The sequence below is a fragment of the Paracoccus onchidii genome (assembly GCF_028294535.1).
Classification (GTDB): Bacteria; Pseudomonadota; Alphaproteobacteria; order Rhodobacterales; family Rhodobacteraceae; genus Paracoccus; species Paracoccus onchidii.
In genome coordinates this window covers 179,038-192,875 of the sequence record NZ_JAQBIE010000004.1, presented here as the reverse complement: position 1 = coordinate 192,875, position 13,838 = coordinate 179,038, and the positions used below count along the sequence as shown (strand labels likewise).

At 61.6% G+C, this 13,838-nt stretch carries 15 protein-coding genes; 3 read left to right on the top strand and 12 right to left on the bottom strand.

The features are described 5' to 3' along the window. Position 1: 1 nt before the first annotated feature. The 10 genes from PAF17_RS04905 to soxX form a co-directional block, all read right to left on the bottom strand. A complete protein-coding gene (locus PAF17_RS04905) occupies positions 2–565 on the bottom strand; it encodes a L,D-transpeptidase (RefSeq protein WP_271887964.1) in 564 nt (187 codons plus the stop codon). Between the two features lie 242 nt (positions 566–807). Continuing rightward, positions 808–1,266, bottom strand: a complete 459-nt coding sequence (locus PAF17_RS04900) for a copper chaperone PCu(A)C (RefSeq protein WP_271887963.1) — start codon at positions 1,264–1,266, stop codon at positions 808–810. Between the two features lie 280 nt (positions 1,267–1,546). After that, positions 1,547–1,846, bottom strand: coding sequence for a 50S ribosomal protein L28 (gene rpmB, locus PAF17_RS04895; RefSeq protein ID WP_271887962.1), 300 nt, complete (start codon positions 1,844–1,846; stop codon positions 1,547–1,549). 156 nt (positions 1,847–2,002) lie between these two features. Then, positions 2,003–3,052 carry a bifunctional transcriptional activator/DNA repair enzyme AdaA gene (locus tag PAF17_RS04890; RefSeq protein ID WP_271887961.1) on the bottom strand — a complete coding sequence of 350 codons (1,050 nt, stop codon included), beginning with the start codon at positions 3,050–3,052 and terminating at the stop codon, positions 2,003–2,005. Positions 3,053–3,121: 69 nt separating this feature from the next. Then, positions 3,122–4,096 (bottom strand): methylmalonyl Co-A mutase-associated GTPase MeaB, encoded by a 975-nt coding sequence (gene meaB / locus PAF17_RS04885; protein WP_271887960.1) that lies wholly within the window; start codon positions 4,094–4,096, stop codon positions 3,122–3,124. A 75-nt stretch (positions 4,097–4,171) separates the two neighbouring features. Next, the gene (soxB, locus tag PAF17_RS04880; RefSeq protein ID WP_271887959.1) at positions 4,172–5,860 is read right to left on the bottom strand and encodes a thiosulfohydrolase SoxB; all 1,689 of its coding nucleotides are present in this window, start codon (positions 5,858–5,860) and stop codon (positions 4,172–4,174) included. A gap of 36 nt (positions 5,861–5,896) precedes the next feature. Beyond that, entirely contained in the window at positions 5,897–6,757 is an 861-nt protein-coding gene (gene soxA, locus PAF17_RS04875; RefSeq protein WP_408636369.1) for a sulfur oxidation c-type cytochrome SoxA, read from the bottom strand. A gap of 55 nt (positions 6,758–6,812) precedes the next feature. After that, positions 6,813–7,142, bottom strand: coding sequence for a thiosulfate oxidation carrier complex protein SoxZ (gene soxZ, locus PAF17_RS04870; RefSeq protein ID WP_271887958.1), 330 nt, complete (start codon positions 7,140–7,142; stop codon positions 6,813–6,815). A 22-nt stretch (positions 7,143–7,164) separates the two neighbouring features. After that, a complete protein-coding gene (gene soxY, locus PAF17_RS04865; protein WP_271888014.1) occupies positions 7,165–7,605 on the bottom strand; it encodes a thiosulfate oxidation carrier protein SoxY in 441 nt (146 codons plus the stop codon). 8 nt (positions 7,606–7,613) lie between these two features. After that, the gene (soxX, locus tag PAF17_RS04860; protein WP_271887957.1) at positions 7,614–8,099 is read right to left on the bottom strand and encodes a sulfur oxidation c-type cytochrome SoxX; all 486 of its coding nucleotides are present in this window, start codon (positions 8,097–8,099) and stop codon (positions 7,614–7,616) included. Positions 8,100–8,296: 197 nt separating this feature from the next. Here soxX and PAF17_RS04855 point away from each other — a divergent pair, with 197 nt between their 5' ends. From PAF17_RS04855 to PAF17_RS04845, 3 genes are all read left to right on the top strand, one after another. After that, complete coding sequence (locus PAF17_RS04855; protein ID WP_271887956.1) at positions 8,297–8,731, top strand: twin-arginine translocation signal domain-containing protein; 435 nt, start codon at positions 8,297–8,299, stop codon at positions 8,729–8,731. A gap of 120 nt (positions 8,732–8,851) precedes the next feature. Next, a complete protein-coding gene (gene serS, locus PAF17_RS04850; protein WP_271887955.1) occupies positions 8,852–10,144 on the top strand; it encodes a serine--tRNA ligase in 1,293 nt (430 codons plus the stop codon). A gap of 101 nt (positions 10,145–10,245) precedes the next feature. Continuing rightward, positions 10,246–11,013: a hypothetical protein gene (locus PAF17_RS04845; protein ID WP_271887954.1), complete on the top strand. Its 768-nt coding sequence runs from the start codon at positions 10,246–10,248 to the stop codon at positions 11,011–11,013. Between the two features lie 16 nt (positions 11,014–11,029). Here PAF17_RS04845 and der read toward each other — a convergent pair whose 3' ends face one another. Both der and PAF17_RS04835 read right to left on the bottom strand, forming a co-directional pair. After that, complete coding sequence (gene der, locus PAF17_RS04840) at positions 11,030–12,514, bottom strand: ribosome biogenesis GTPase Der (protein ID WP_271887953.1); 1,485 nt, start codon at positions 12,512–12,514, stop codon at positions 11,030–11,032. Continuing rightward, positions 12,511–13,827 (bottom strand): outer membrane protein assembly factor BamB family protein, encoded by a 1,317-nt coding sequence (locus PAF17_RS04835; protein WP_271887952.1) that lies wholly within the window; start codon positions 13,825–13,827, stop codon positions 12,511–12,513. Before PAF17_RS04835 ends, der begins: the two co-directional genes overlap by 4 nt. Between the last annotated feature and the right edge of the window lie 11 nt (positions 13,828–13,838).

Genomic DNA, 13,838 nt, shown 5'->3' with positions numbered 1-13,838 from the left:
CTTAGTAGACGTAAACCGGGGTGCCGATCGGAACCTGATCGAACAGGCTCATGACGGCTTCGTTCCGCATACGCAGACACCCGTTGGACACGGCGCGGCCAATCGAATTGGGATCCGTCGTGCCGTGGATACGGATCGCCGTGTCATTGCCCTTGGAATCATACAGATACAGCGCACGCGCCCCCAGCGGATTGCGGGGACCGCCAGGCATTCCGTCGCTGTATTTCGCATAGGCGGCGGGATTGCGTTCGATCATCGACTGTGTCGGACGCCAGCTGGGCCATTCGACCTTGCGCCCGATAGTGGCCTTGCCTTTCCACACCAGTTCGGCAGTGCCGACCGCGACGCCATAACGGATCGCCTTGCCCGGCGCGACCACGTGGTAAAGGAAGAAATCCTTGCTGACGACGACGATGCTGCCGACCTCGAAATCATTGCGAATCGACACTTCGGTCGGGGCATAGGGGTCGCGCGTTTTGGCCGGCGCCGGGGTGGCCTGCGCGAGTGCAAGTGACGGCGCGGCGATCAATGGCAACGCCAATGAGATCAACTGACGGCGGTTCATAATAGATTTCGTCCTGTATGTTTTGCAACGCATGAGTTTCCCTGACAAAATACAAGAGACATGCCCAAAGTTGCAACTCAAGACGCTAAAATGCACGATTTTCCGCCGTGACGCTGCGTTTGAAGGCCCGTGAAAGCCGTGACTCTGCCTGACAGGACCGATGCCAGATGCGTCATGAAACCTGTTTCCGGGGCCTGACCTCACGCCCCGGATGAGTTTGGGATTTGGCAGGCAGCCTGCCGTTACATGTCCCCGTGCATACCGTGGCCATCGGTCGGCTTGCGCTCGTTGTCGACGACCAGCTCGGTGGTCTGGATGCCGCAACTTCCGAAATCGAGCTGCAGAGCGACCTTGTCACCATCATGCAAAGAGTTTTCCAGTCCCAGGAACATCACGTGATCGCCGCCCCGTTTCAGGTCCAGACTACCACCGGCAGGCACGACAAAGCCCCCTTCCACATGCATCATCTTCATCACGCCATCTTCTTCGCGATGGGTGTGCAGCTCGGTCCGCTCCGCAATATCTGATGACACATTCTGCAACGGACAATCGGCATCGCCCAAGTTGTCGATGGTCATGAAGGCGGCACCGGTGACGGGATTGGCACTGCGGGCATAACCGTCGTGGATTTGCAGGCCTTCGTCGGCAAAGGCGGTCATGGGCGCAGCGGCCAGCAGGGTAGCGAAGAATATCGGTCTCATGTGGAAAATCTGCTCTTGGACAAGGTTCGGCATTCAGGGCGCGGCTCCGGTTGAATGCCGGCCCCCTCGACATGCGATTGCCGACATGCCGCCGATCGCATCACAGGCCATGACAGCAAGCGTCGGCACCGGCATATGGCACATCATGCAATTCATCATGGACATGATGCGGCATCAAGCCCTGCATGACCATCGGTCAAACCGTCGCAGCCATCACGCCCTGACCCACATATGCGAAAGCCCCGCCAAAGCGGGGCAAGCACATCGCTGACGAAGCCAATCAGGCCTGCAGTTCAGCCGGACCGTCCTGCTTGGCGATCTCGCGCTTGATTTTCAATGCGCGGGCCGATAGGTCGGCATCCTTGGCTTTTGCCAGAAACTCGTCCAGTCCACCACGGTGATCCACCGAACGCAGGGCAGCTGCGGAAATGCGCAGCGAATAGCCGCGGCCCATTTTCTCGGAGGTCAGCGTGACATCGTTCAGGTTCGGCAGGAACCGGCGACGGGTTTTGTTGTTGGCGTGGCTGACATTGTTGCCTGTCATCGGGCCTTTGCCGGTCAATTCGCAGACGCGCGACATGATCTCAATCCTTTGTCTCAGCTTTAGCGGGCGTCCCCGGCAGGAGGGTCCAACCCAATATGAAAGGGCGCCGCAAGGCAGCGCCCGGAATTCCGTTCGCGGGTAAATACAGTTTACACTTGGTTGCGTCAACCCCCCGACCCGCGAAATCCCGCTTCACGTTCCGTCTGCATAGGCGCGCTCGGCCTCGATCAGCCGGCGCTTGCGCCACAAACCGCCCGCATAGCCGGTCATGCTGCCATCCGCGCCTATCACACGGTGACATGGCACCACCAGCGCAACCCGATTCGTTGCATTGGTCCGGGCGACCGCACGCACCGCATTCGGATTGCCGATCTTACGCGCCAGATCGCCATAGCTGAGGGTTGTGCCGGCGGGGATCCGTTGCAGTTCTTGCCAGACCTGGCGCTGGAACGCGGTGCCATGCAGGGCCACAGGCACCGAAAACGTCGGCCCATTGCCCTTGAAATAGGCCGCCAGCTCGCGTTCGACCTGATCGGTGACACCGTTGCGCCCCAGACCGATCCGACCGCCAACCATCGAAGACAGTTTCCGCAACCCGTCAGGCAGTGCCTTGCGATCGGTAAACTCCAACAAATGCAATGCCTGATCGTCGGTGATCGCGATCATGCCCCCAAGCGGGGTCTCGATCCAATCCGCACGCAATCCCCCTTGCCCCCGCAATTCATGGGGGGCATGGCCAAACAGGCGGGAAAATGCCGCACGGAAACCCGATGCAGATTCGAATCCGGCTTCCAACTGGGCTTCTATCATTCTTTCCCCCTTCATCAGACTGTCCATTGCCCCCTTTACCCTTGCCGCGCGCGCCATCTGCAAAAAGCTCTGCCCATAGTGGCGTTGAAACGCACGGCGCACGGTCGAAGGATCGAGACCCATCTCAACCAGATCAGCTTCGCGCCAACGTCTTGCAGGCTCATCCTGCAATGTCCGCACCAGAAGCTTGACGAACCCCTCGGCGTGGCTTCCATCCGGATGACAGCGGCGACAGGCGCGAAATCCCGCAGCCCGCGCCGAAGCCGGATCAGCAAACCAGAGACAATTCTCGGGCCGGGGTTTGCGGGAAGGGCAGGTCAGGCGGCAATAGATACCGGTGGTTTTCACCCCCACAATGGCGCGCCCTTCATAGGCAGGGTCACGCCTTATCAGTGCGGCATACAGGATGTCGGGTTCGGGCAGGTCCAGCATTGCTTTTTCCTTGTTCACCCGATGTTTTTACCTGATTCGCGCCATGACAGGGCGCAAAAAACAGGCGTTTCATTCCGCCGATACGCGACCCAGACGTTTCAGCATGCCGGTCGCCGCGGCGCCCGGCGCCAGCGCACCTTTCGCAACATCATCGCCCAATTTCTGCAACTGCGCCTTGATCTGCGGATGATCCAGCTGCGAAAGAAGGCCGGCGCGCAACTCGGCCATGAACCATTGCCGGGCCTGATCCGCCCGCGTCGAATCAAAAAAACCCTGTTCCCGCCGCCAGTCACAAAGCTCGCGCATGTCCTGCCACGCCTTGTCCAACCCGTCCTGTGTAGCGGCGGAAACCGCGATCGCCTTGGGAAACCCCTGCGGATCCTGCGGGCGCTTGCGCAGCAATCTCAACGCACCGGCATAATCCGCGACCGTGCGGCGCGCCGTGCCCAACAAATCGCCATCGGCCTTGTTCACCAGGATCAGATCGGCCATTTCCATGATGCCACGCTTGACCCCCTGCAACTCATCGCCGCCTGCCGGGGCAAGCAACAGCACGAACAGGTCGGACATATCCGCAACCAGGGTCTCGGACTGGCCGACGCCGACGGTCTCGATCAGCACGACATCATAGCCCGCCGCCTCGCACAGCCGGATCGTTTCCCGCGTGCGTCGCGCCACGCCCCCCAGTTCGGCGCTGGAAGGGGTGGGCCGTATAAACGCCTTCGGATTGCGCGACAGCGTTTCCATCCGCGTCTTGTCACCCAGTATCGAGCCGCCTGATCGCACCGAAGATGGATCGACCGCCAGCACCGCGACACGCATCCCCTGTTCAATCAGCATGGTCCCGAAGGATTCGATAAAGGTTGACTTGCCGACCCCCGGCGTGCCGGACAGCCCGATCCGCAATGCCTGCCTTTGTGGCAGATCGGCCAGCAACGCCACTGCCCGTTGCCGGTGATCATCGCGGGTCGATTCGACCAAGGTAATGGCACGCGACAACGCGCGCCTGTTGCCTTCGGTCAAAGGTTTCAGCAACTCATCCATGCGACCCCGTCATCTGGCGGAACATACATTCAGCCCTTGTGGATAGTCGCCGCCAGCCCGGATGTGAAGCCTGCGCTATTTGCCCGCCACCGAGATGGCATCCCTTGCGCGGGGCGATACCGTGCCCTGCTTGCGCAGATAGTCCTCGACCACATCCCAGATCTGCGGCCCCTCGGTGCCCTGATTGACCGAAGCCCAGCCGGACACCACGTAAGTGCGCGCCGGATCAATCGGGCTGTCCTCGCGCAACAGCCTCATATCCGTGATCCGGCTGCCCATCGCCGCATAGGGATCAATCGCATAGCCCAGCCCGCCAACGCGAACCATATCCCCGCCTTGCTGGTAATAGGGATCGGAATTGAAGATGTTGTCCGCCACGTCCTCCATCACGGTCTTCAACATCTCGCCCGTCATTTCGCTGCGATAACACTGACCATAGGTCATCGAGGTGACCGAATGGATATCTTCGCGCGTGATCTCGCCCGGCAATACCGACGCCCCCCAGCGCACACCGGGCGACAATGCGATTTCGGCGTCACGTTCAGACAGCATCGCGTCGCAGAGCAGATCATCCCAGCTGCCATTGAAATTGCCGCGCCGATACAGCAATCCTTCGGATCTGGCGATCACTTCGGACAGATGCGCCTGGTGGGGCGCGCGAATCTCATCGATCAGCCCTGCCATTTCGGCATCCGGTTCGATCACATCTGAAAAGATCGGAATCAGCTTGTGGCGAAAACCCAACATCCGTCCGTCGCGAACATCCAGGTCGATACGGCTGACGAATTTGCCGTGGCTGCCACTGGCAATGATGATCGTGTCCCCGACGATCACCGGCTCGGGGATGGCGTCATGGGTATGCCCCGACAGGATCACGTCAATTCCGCGCACCCGCCCCGCCATCTTGTGATCGACATCAAACCCGTTATGGGACAGGCACACGACCAGATCGACGCCCCGCCCGCGCAAATCATCCACCACCTGCTGCATGCGTTCTTCGCGGATACCAAAACTGTATTCCGGGAACATCCAGCCGGGATTTGCGATAGGGGTATAGGGGAATGCCTGTCCGACGACACCAACCCGCAAGCCGTTGGCCTCGATGATCTTCGACGGCTCGAATGCAGGCTCGTCCCATTCAGCATCAAAGATATTCGCCCCCAGCAAGGGCTGATCCATCATTTCGATCAGCTCTTGGATGCGCTGCGTGCCGAAGGTAAATTCCCAATGGGCGGTCATGGCCTGTGAACCCAACAGGTTCATGACGCGAACCATATCCTCGCCCTGCGTTTTCAGGCTGGTATAGCTGCCATGCCAGGTATCGCCCCCATCCAGCAGGATCGCATCCGGGCGCGCGGCGCGGATCGACTTTACAACGGTCGCGATACGATCAAAGCCGCCCATCCGGCCATAGGTCGACGCCAGATCGGCGAAATCGGGATAGGTCAATGCATAGGCATCGGGGCTGCCGGGGCGGATTGAAAACATTTTCTGAAATGCTTCACCCACGACATGAGGCGCACGCCCCCGCGCTTCGCCGACGCCGATATTGGTATCGGGTTCCCGGAACCAGACAGGTTTCAGATGGGCGTGGGTATCGGTCAGATGAATCAGGGTCAGATTGCCGAAATCCTCGAATTGCAGCAATTGATCCTGAGTCAGCGATTGCCGCGCAAAGGCGCGGGTCGGATTGCCAAGCTGCAACCCCGCCAATGCCGCAGAACTGACCAGACCGAGTTGAAGCATTTCACGCCGGGAAATCATCCGCGCCCCCTTGCATCCAGGATAACGTCGCTGCGATCAGTGACGAACACTGACCCCTTCCACCGGAAGACCGTTGCCTCGCGACGCGACATACAGTTCCAGCGCACGGAACTCATCGCTGCCCATGGGGAATGTTTCGGCCCGCGTATCACGGATACAGCCCCGGAAACGATTGTGCTGCGAGACAAGCGCGGCCTGTTTCAGACGATAGACCGGAAAGCCGTTGGTGTGGCCCTGACTCAAGTGGTCTGCGCGAATCCAGTCGCCATAATGATCTTCGTGGCAATTGGCACAGGCCAGTTCCAGCTGGCCATATCGCGTGTAATACATGTCCTTGCCCTGCTCCCAAAAGGGCCGGGCCGGGCCATCGATAGCCACATCCATCGGCATGCCACGCGACTGCACCGAAATGGCCGCCGTCATGTTTTTCATCCGGTCGCCATTCCAGTCCAGCGCCTCGGCCTGCATTCGTTCGACACGACAATCATTGATATAGTCTTCCATCGACCATAGCTGCCCGTCGCCATTCACCCTGGGCATCGAGGCGCGAACACCCTTCATGCTTTCGATGCCTTCATGGCATGACGCGCAACTTTTTCCGGCATTGCCATCGACCATGTTCCAGTCATCAATGCCCTGATCGACAAAGATCATGCCGGGATTCTCGAAATCGTCGGTTTGCATCGCCTGCGTTTCGGAATCGCGAAACAGCCAGCCAGAATACAGCTCGGGCAAAACGCCCTCCAGATGCTCGGGCGTGGATGCAACTGTCTCAAGCTGCAATTCACCATCGTTGATGATGATGGGATCGGTCGCGTCAGGTGCCGTCTGCGCCATCGCGGGCAGCGACATCAGACAGGCCATCGCAAGGCCGGACAGGCGGATCTGGGTCAACATCGTCTCTATCTCCCTTGCGATGCCTGAGATGGTGCAGAAAATCGCGGCGCGGCGCTTAGGCCAGTTCGATTGTCTGCTTGTCTTCGTACACCGAACCGTCGTCGTCATACCAAGTAAACACGAACTCTCCGGCATCGGGAATCCGGGCCTCGAATTCGAAATAGGGGTTGGTGCTGATCGCCGGCTCCATCTGGACATCAATGACCGTTTCGCCGTTGAAGGTCGCGGTAAAGCGGTTGATGATCGAACGGGGAATGACCTGCCCGTCCTTGTCCTTGCGCTGCCCCGATTCCATCAGATGCGAAATCAGGGTCTTGATTGTAATCACCTCGTCCTTTGCGGCGGTCTTGGGCACGCGGACGCGGGGTTTGACGTTATCTGCCATTGTCTTGTTCCTTTTCGTCCGTTCAGCCGCCGCAGCCGCCAATCGTGACCTTCACATTCGCCGAGCTGCGCACAAAGCTACCGTCGGCCAGCTTGGCAACGGCGACGATGTCCTGCGTCTGGGCCAGTCGGATCCGCGTCGAGGCCGCTTGACTGCCCGCCAAGGCCCCGAACTGGAACCGTGCGACAGGCGGGGTGGGATTCCCCGGCGCCAGCACCAGAATTTCGGAGGCACCGGGCGCATCCACACTGATCGGCACGGTGTTGCCGTTCTCGGCGATCTCGGGCGCGCCAATGGTAACGCCGTCCCCCTCGACCGCATCGGCACCGCCGGTAAATTCGGCAATCAGCTCATCCACGGTCTTGACCGTTTCGCCATCCTGAGCCGCAGCCGCAAGCGGCAGGGCGATCAAGGCCGCACCGGCCGCGGCGGTGGCCAGAACTTCGCGTCTGTCGAGATTCATCTGCATTCTCACTCTTTCAGTGTCGCCAGATAGGCGACGACATCTTCAATCTGCTGGGCCGACAGCAATGTCGGCAGCGGCTCGGTACCGGATTTGCCGGTAAACCCGTCGCCGGGGCGCACATAGCCCGAGGTCTTGTAAAGACTGGGCATCATCGATTCGGGAAAGGTCTGCTTGGCATCCGCAACGATGCCGCGCAGCTGGGCCACCGCCCACCGGTCGCCGGCGCCGTCCAGCGCAGGGCCGATCGTGCCCTGAAATTCGGCATCGGTCCGGTCAGCAATCGCATGACAGGCAACGCAATTCCCACTGCTTTTGTCGGCATAGATACGCGCGCCCTGTTCGGCGTCACCTGCCTGCCCGGACAGCGATTGTGCTATGGATCCGTCATCGGCAAAGATGACATCCTGCGATGCGATCTCGGCAGCGGCACCCCATGTCAGGGCGAGCGCGGCGAATACAGCGACGGCCGAAACAACAGCTTGGCGTGGCATCTCTGTCTCCATTCATTCCTGCGTCATCGGCATTCGGGGCGTGGCAACCCCGCCACGGCTGCCGTGCGAAAGCGATCCGATAACGTGGTTTTTACCCAACTCCGCAGGCAAGTGAAAGGTGATATCCCTGTGAAAACTTGCCCGACAGCCGATGCAGGCATAGCTAGTCCCGCGAAACCATGCCCAAGGTCACGCCGATGCCCGATACCCAGAACAGACGATCCTTTCTCGCCGGGGTCACGGCCATGACGCTTGCCGGCGCGGGACTGACCGCCTTGGGCGCAGCCCCGCTCTATGCGAATCCGGTGACAATCGACTGGGATGCAGCGCCGGTCCGGCTGATGATGGTCGAAGCAAAGGGCTGTATCTATTGTGCCGCCTGGAATCGGGAAATCGGCCCCGGCTACCCGGCATCCGCCGAAGGGCGCGCCGCACCGCTGTTGCGTCTGGATATCGACGGGGCATGGCCGAACGGAATCGCATTGGAGCGACGCCCGACCATCACCCCCACCTTCATCCTGCTGCGGCGCGGCGCAGAACTTGCGCGGATCGAGGGCTATCCCGGAGATCAGTTTTTCTATCCGGTCATCGCCCAGATGATGACCCGCGCCGGGATCAAGCCGGCGGCTTAGCCGTTGTCGGCACATCCACCGGCACCCAAGAATTTTTCGCGCCACCGCCAACCTGCCCTTTTGTCACTGACAAGCTTGCGCTAGTCAGTCGGTCAACCTGAACTCAGACCGGTGACAGAGATGCATGACATTCGCGCCATCCGTGAAAATCCGCAGGCATTCGATGCCGCATTGATGAAACGCGGCGGCGACGCGATGTCTTCGCAGTTGCTTGAACTGGATGCAGAGCGGCGCAACAAGATCGCCGAGGCAGAAACCGCGCAGGCCGAACAGAACCGCGCCAGCAAAGAGGTCGGCGCCGCCAAGGCCCGTGGCGACGATGCCGAATTCGAGCGGCTGCGCGGCCTGGTCGCCGAAAAAAAGGCCGATGTCGCACGGATGCAGGCCGAAGCCGCGTTGCTGGATGACCGCTTGCGCCAGATGTTGCTGGGCATTCCCAACCTGCCGATGGACAACGTCCCCGAGGGCAAGGACGAGGATGACAATGTCGAACTGCGCCGCTGGGGCACCCCGCCCGAGTTCGACTTTGCACCTGTCGAACATTTCGAAGTCGCAGGCGTCAAGCCTGGCATGGATTTCGAAACCGCGGCCAAGCTGTCGGGCAGCCGTTTCATGATGCTGAAAGGGGGCGTCGCGCGCATCCACCGTGCGCTGGCGCAGTTCATGCTGGACCTGCATATCACGCAGCATGACCTGGAAGAGACCTGGGCCCCCGTCCTGGTTCTCGAAGATATGATGCTGGGCACGGGGCAGTTGCCCAAATTCGGCGAAGACAGCTATCAGACCCGCGAAGGATACTGGCTGATCCCCACCTCCGAAGTGCCGCTGACCAACACCGTTCACGGGGATCTGGTCGAACAATCGACCCTGCCGCGCCGCATGGTCGCCCATAGCCAGTGCTTCCGTTCAGAAGCAGGCAGCGCCGGGCGCGACACCACCGGCATCCTGCGTCAGCACCAGTTCGAAAAGGTCGAGATGGTATCGATCACCGATGCCGACAGCGGCGTCGCGGAACATGACCGCATGACCCGCTGCGCCGAAGCCGTCCTCGAGGCGCTGGAGCTGCCCTATCGCACCGTGGTGCTTTGCACCGGAGATATGGGCTTTGGCGCGCGCATCACCCATGACATCGAAGTGTGGCTGCCCGGACAAGGCAAGTTCCGTGAAATCAGCAGCGTCAGCTATTGTGGTGATTTCCAGGGGCGACGCATGAATGCCCGTTATCGCCCCGAAGCCGGCGGGAAACCCGCATTCATCCACAGCCTGAACGGATCGGGGCTGGCGGTCGGCCGCGCGCTGATCGCGGTTCTGGAAAACGGCCAGAAACAGGATGGATCGGTGCAACTGCCTGCCGCGCTGCATCCCTATCTTGGCGGTGCTACGCAACTGACTGCCGCCGGCAAGCTGGCCTGACCCGCTGCCTCTTTCGGGGGCAATGCGGCTTTATTCGTCGGCGGGGCCGGATTTCCGTCTGCATCAGGCAACCGATTGATTGCAGCACGCGTTCACCCCGCATGAGACGCGACGCATTTCTGGTTCACGCCACCTCGGTGGTGATATTCATCGGCAGCAATCTGGCATTTTTGTCCCGCCCCACTGGCTTTTCCCCGGTGGGGCTTGCCGGTCTTGCGCCGCGCTTTGGCCTGTTTCCCCTGCCTGATTCAGAACGAATCACCGCGCCGATTTCCCTGGCGCAGCTATACCTGCACCCGGTCAACCTGGTTCTATGGAGCCTGCTGGCGGCGCTGTGGTTGATGTTGTTGCTGGACCTGATCGGTCAATGGCAGGATCCGTCGGAATCCCAGCGGATCGCGGACCGCCCCGCCCCGCCTGTCGCCCTGCCCTTTTCCAGCGCCCTGATCCTTGGCGCGATCTGGCCCTGGCTGATCCAGCCGTCCCCCTGGCTGGCGGCCACGATCGCGGCCGCTGCTGCTGCCCTGGCATTTGCCGCCACGCAATCGGGGCGCGATCAGGCGCGACCTGCGCTTGATTTCGCGGCAGGTTGGGCGCTGGTCACATGCGGTGCGATCCTGTGCCATGCCGTTGCGATCACGCTGGACATGTCGGCATCGCGCGCGAATATACTGGGCATCCTGATCGCAACGGGCGCCGGGATGAGTGCGCAGATCCACATGGGGCGGCGGCTGGCATTGTCGGTTGCCGTCGTCTGGGGGTTTTGCGCGATTGCGGCGACCACGATGGGCTTTGACCCGATCACCGCAATCGCCGCCATTCTGGGCATCACGGCCATGACGGCCGTTCTGATCCGCGCAGCAAGCTAACCAGCTGCCGGCGCGGTCAGCTTCCCTTTGGGCGCTGCCGGTTCTTGTGCTTGGACAAGGCGCCCGACTGGTTGATCTTGTTTGCCTTGGCCCGATAGGGGTTCGAAACGCCCTGATCACGAAAGAACAACCGGATCGGCGTGCCCGGCATATCGAAATCCTGGCGCAACCCATTGACCAGATAGCGCTGATAGCTGTCGGGCAGCTTGTCGGTATGGGTCGCCTTGACGATGAAGGCCGGCGGCCGTGTCTTGACCTGCGTCATATAGCGCAGGCGGATCCTGCGCCCCCCGGGGGCGGGCGGCGGGTGGCTTTCGGTCATATCGCTCAGCCAGCGATTGAGCCGCGCCGTCGATACCCGCCGGTTCCAAACCTCATGCGCCTTCAGGATGGCGTTGTGCAAACGATCAAGCCCCTTGCCGGTCCTGGCCGACACCGTTACCAGTGGCGCGCCCTTCAGCTGTGGCAGCAGTTTTTCAAAGCTGTGCCGCAGCTCATTCAGCTTGTGGGGCTTGTCGTCTTCCAGATCCCATTTATTCGCGGCCACAACGACGGCACGACCTTCGGTTTCCGCAAAATCGGCGATGCGCAGGTCCTGCTGTTCGAACGGAATGGCCACATCCAGCAGGACGACCACCACCTCGGCAAAGCGCACGGCGCGCAAGCCGTCGGCAACGGACAGCTTTTCGACCTTGTCGGTGACCTTGGCCCTCTTGCGCATACCCGCAGTGTCAAAGATCCGCATCGGGGTCGACATGAACTCTGTCGTGACGCTGATGGAATCGCGTGTGATCCCGGCCTCGGGCCCGGTCAGCAACCGGTCCTCACCGATGATCTTGTTGATCAGGGTCGACTTGCCGGCATTGGGGCGGCCGATAACGGCAAGCTGAAGCGGGCGATCCGCCGATGGGCGCCAGGCCTCGGCCCCCTCGCCGCTTTCGGCATCCGCTTCGGACAGATCGACATCGACCTGTGGTGCGATCGGCGCGGGACGTTCATCCTCGACCTGATCCGCCAATGGCGCGAGCGCCGCGTAAAGGTCGTCGAAACCTTCGCCATGCTCGGCTGAAATCCGCAGGGGATCGCCAAGCCCCAGGCTATAGGCCTCCATCGCCCCGGCCTCGCCGGCGCGACCTTCGGATTTGTTGGCCGCAACGATGACATGACGCGCACGACGGCGCAGGATGTCAGCGAAATATTCGTCCGCGGCGGTTACCCCGGTGCGGGCGTCGATGACGAACAGGCAGATATCGGCTTCGTCCACAGCACGCTCGGTCAGGCGGCGCATGCGCCCCTGAAGGCTGTCATCTTCGGCCATTTCCAGACCGGCGCTGTCGATCACGACAAAGCGCAGGTCGCCCAGACGCGCGTCACCCTCGCGCAGATCGCGCGTCACGCCGGGCTGGTTGTCCACCAATGCCAGCTTTTTGCCGACAAGACGGTTGAACAGGGTCGATTTTCCCACATTGGGGCGGCCAACAATGGCAAGTGTGAATGTCATCTGAATGCGTGCAACTGGCCGTCACGGGAGACGACGTAAAGGGTTTGACCGGCGACGACCGGCGCAGACGCCGCCCCGCCCGGAATGGCGCCCTGCCCGACCAGCCGCCCCGACGCGGGATCGAAGACACGCAACACGCCGTCAGATGAAGCGACGAACAAACGCCCACCGGCCAGAACCGGACCGAAATGGGCGTAGATGCGATCCTGCTTCTTGGTCTTGGCATCGGCGTAATAGGGCAGGTCGATCCGCCAGATGACGCCACCTGTGGCCGCATCAAGGCGAATGAGCTGGGCCTGATCATTGACGGCGAAAACCGACCCCCCCGCCACGACCACCGGGCTGTTGGCCCCGTCATGCGCCGACCAGAGCTCGGTGCCGCTTGACAGCTCGACCGCGTTGATCCGCCCCGCCGAGGTGCCGCCGTAAACCACGCCCGAGGAAATCACCGGATCACCCGTCATGTCGCGAATGACAGCCACGGCGCGGCCGGTTCGCTTGCCCGCGACCTGCGCCGACCATTTTGCAAGCCCGCTGCCGGCGTCCACGCCCTGCAACTGTCCCGAAGCAAAGGGGAACACAACCGTATCGCCCTGAACGGCGGGTACGGACACCCCCATGACCCCGGCGGTCGAAGGCGTGCCCGATGTTTGCCACAGCACCTTGCCGTCGCTTGCACGGACCGCCCAGCCGATATTGTTGCGCGCGGACACATAGACCACGCCATTGGCCACGGCAGGACCACCGGCGACAGGGGCGTCCACCCGCTGGCGCCACAGGATCGCGCCGCTGGTCGCATCCAGCGCCACAAGCTCGCCGAAACCGGTCGAGGCAAAGATCCGCCCGCCCTCATAGGCCAGGCCGCCGCCCGAAGCGCTTTTGGGGTTTTCAAGGACCGGCGTAATATCGGTGGACCATGATGTGCCCCCCGATTGTGCCGATGCTGTCACACGGGCATGGCTGTCCAGGGTAAAGACCCGTCCGGCCGCTACGATGGGATCCGCCGAAATCCGAAAGCGCCGGTCGTTGCCCTGCCCGATCGGATTGGACCAGACCCGCGTTGTTCCAGCACCCAGGGCGACATGTCCCGGTTGATGCGCTGCATTGCCTCCGCGATGGCTCCATTCGCCATTGACCCGTGGCGCCGCCAGCGACAGGGCCGTCGACGACACCGCCGCCGGACCTTCCACCGCAGGACCATCGGGCGAGGTGACAGCCGTCGGATCCAGACGTTCACCGGGCAGGATAACCTCGCGGTCGCCGCAGGCCGTCAGGCCAAGCGCGGCGGCAAAGGCTAGGGTCATTCGCAACATGCCGGTCGTCC

Coding starts and splice junctions, on each gene's coding strand:
- PAF17_RS04905 (WP_271887964.1), bottom strand. CDS start 565: ATGAACCGCCGTCAGTTGATCTCATTGGCGTTGCCATTGATCGCCGCG.
- PAF17_RS04900 (WP_271887963.1), bottom strand. CDS start 1,266: ATGAGACCGATATTCTTCGCTACCCTGCTGGCCGCTGCGCCCATGACC.
- rpmB (WP_271887962.1), bottom strand. CDS start 1,846: ATGTCGCGCGTCTGCGAATTGACCGGCAAAGGCCCGATGACAGGCAAC.
- PAF17_RS04890 (WP_271887961.1), bottom strand. CDS start 3,052: ATGCTGGACCTGCCCGAACCCGACATCCTGTATGCCGCACTGATAAGG.
- meaB (WP_271887960.1), bottom strand. CDS start 4,096: ATGGATGAGTTGCTGAAACCTTTGACCGAAGGCAACAGGCGCGCGTTG.
- soxB (WP_271887959.1), bottom strand. CDS start 5,860: ATGATTTCCCGGCGTGAAATGCTTCAACTCGGTCTGGTCAGTTCTGCG.
- soxA (WP_408636369.1), bottom strand. CDS start 6,757: ATGTTGACCCAGATCCGCCTGTCCGGCCTTGCGATGGCCTGTCTGATG.
- soxZ (WP_271887958.1), bottom strand. CDS start 7,142: ATGGCAGATAACGTCAAACCCCGCGTCCGCGTGCCCAAGACCGCCGCA.
- soxY (WP_271888014.1), bottom strand. CDS start 7,605: ATGAATCTCGACAGACGCGAAGTTCTGGCCACCGCCGCGGCCGGTGCG.
- soxX (WP_271887957.1), bottom strand. CDS start 8,099: ATGCCACGCCAAGCTGTTGTTTCGGCCGTCGCTGTATTCGCCGCGCTC.
- PAF17_RS04855 (WP_271887956.1), top strand. CDS start 8,297: ATGCCCGATACCCAGAACAGACGATCCTTTCTCGCCGGGGTCACGGCC.
- serS (WP_271887955.1), top strand. CDS start 8,852: ATGCATGACATTCGCGCCATCCGTGAAAATCCGCAGGCATTCGATGCC.
- PAF17_RS04845 (WP_271887954.1), top strand. CDS start 10,246: ATGAGACGCGACGCATTTCTGGTTCACGCCACCTCGGTGGTGATATTC.
- der (WP_271887953.1), bottom strand. CDS start 12,514: ATGACATTCACACTTGCCATTGTTGGCCGCCCCAATGTGGGAAAATCG.
- PAF17_RS04835 (WP_271887952.1), bottom strand. CDS start 13,827: ATGTTGCGAATGACCCTAGCCTTTGCCGCCGCGCTTGGCCTGACGGCC.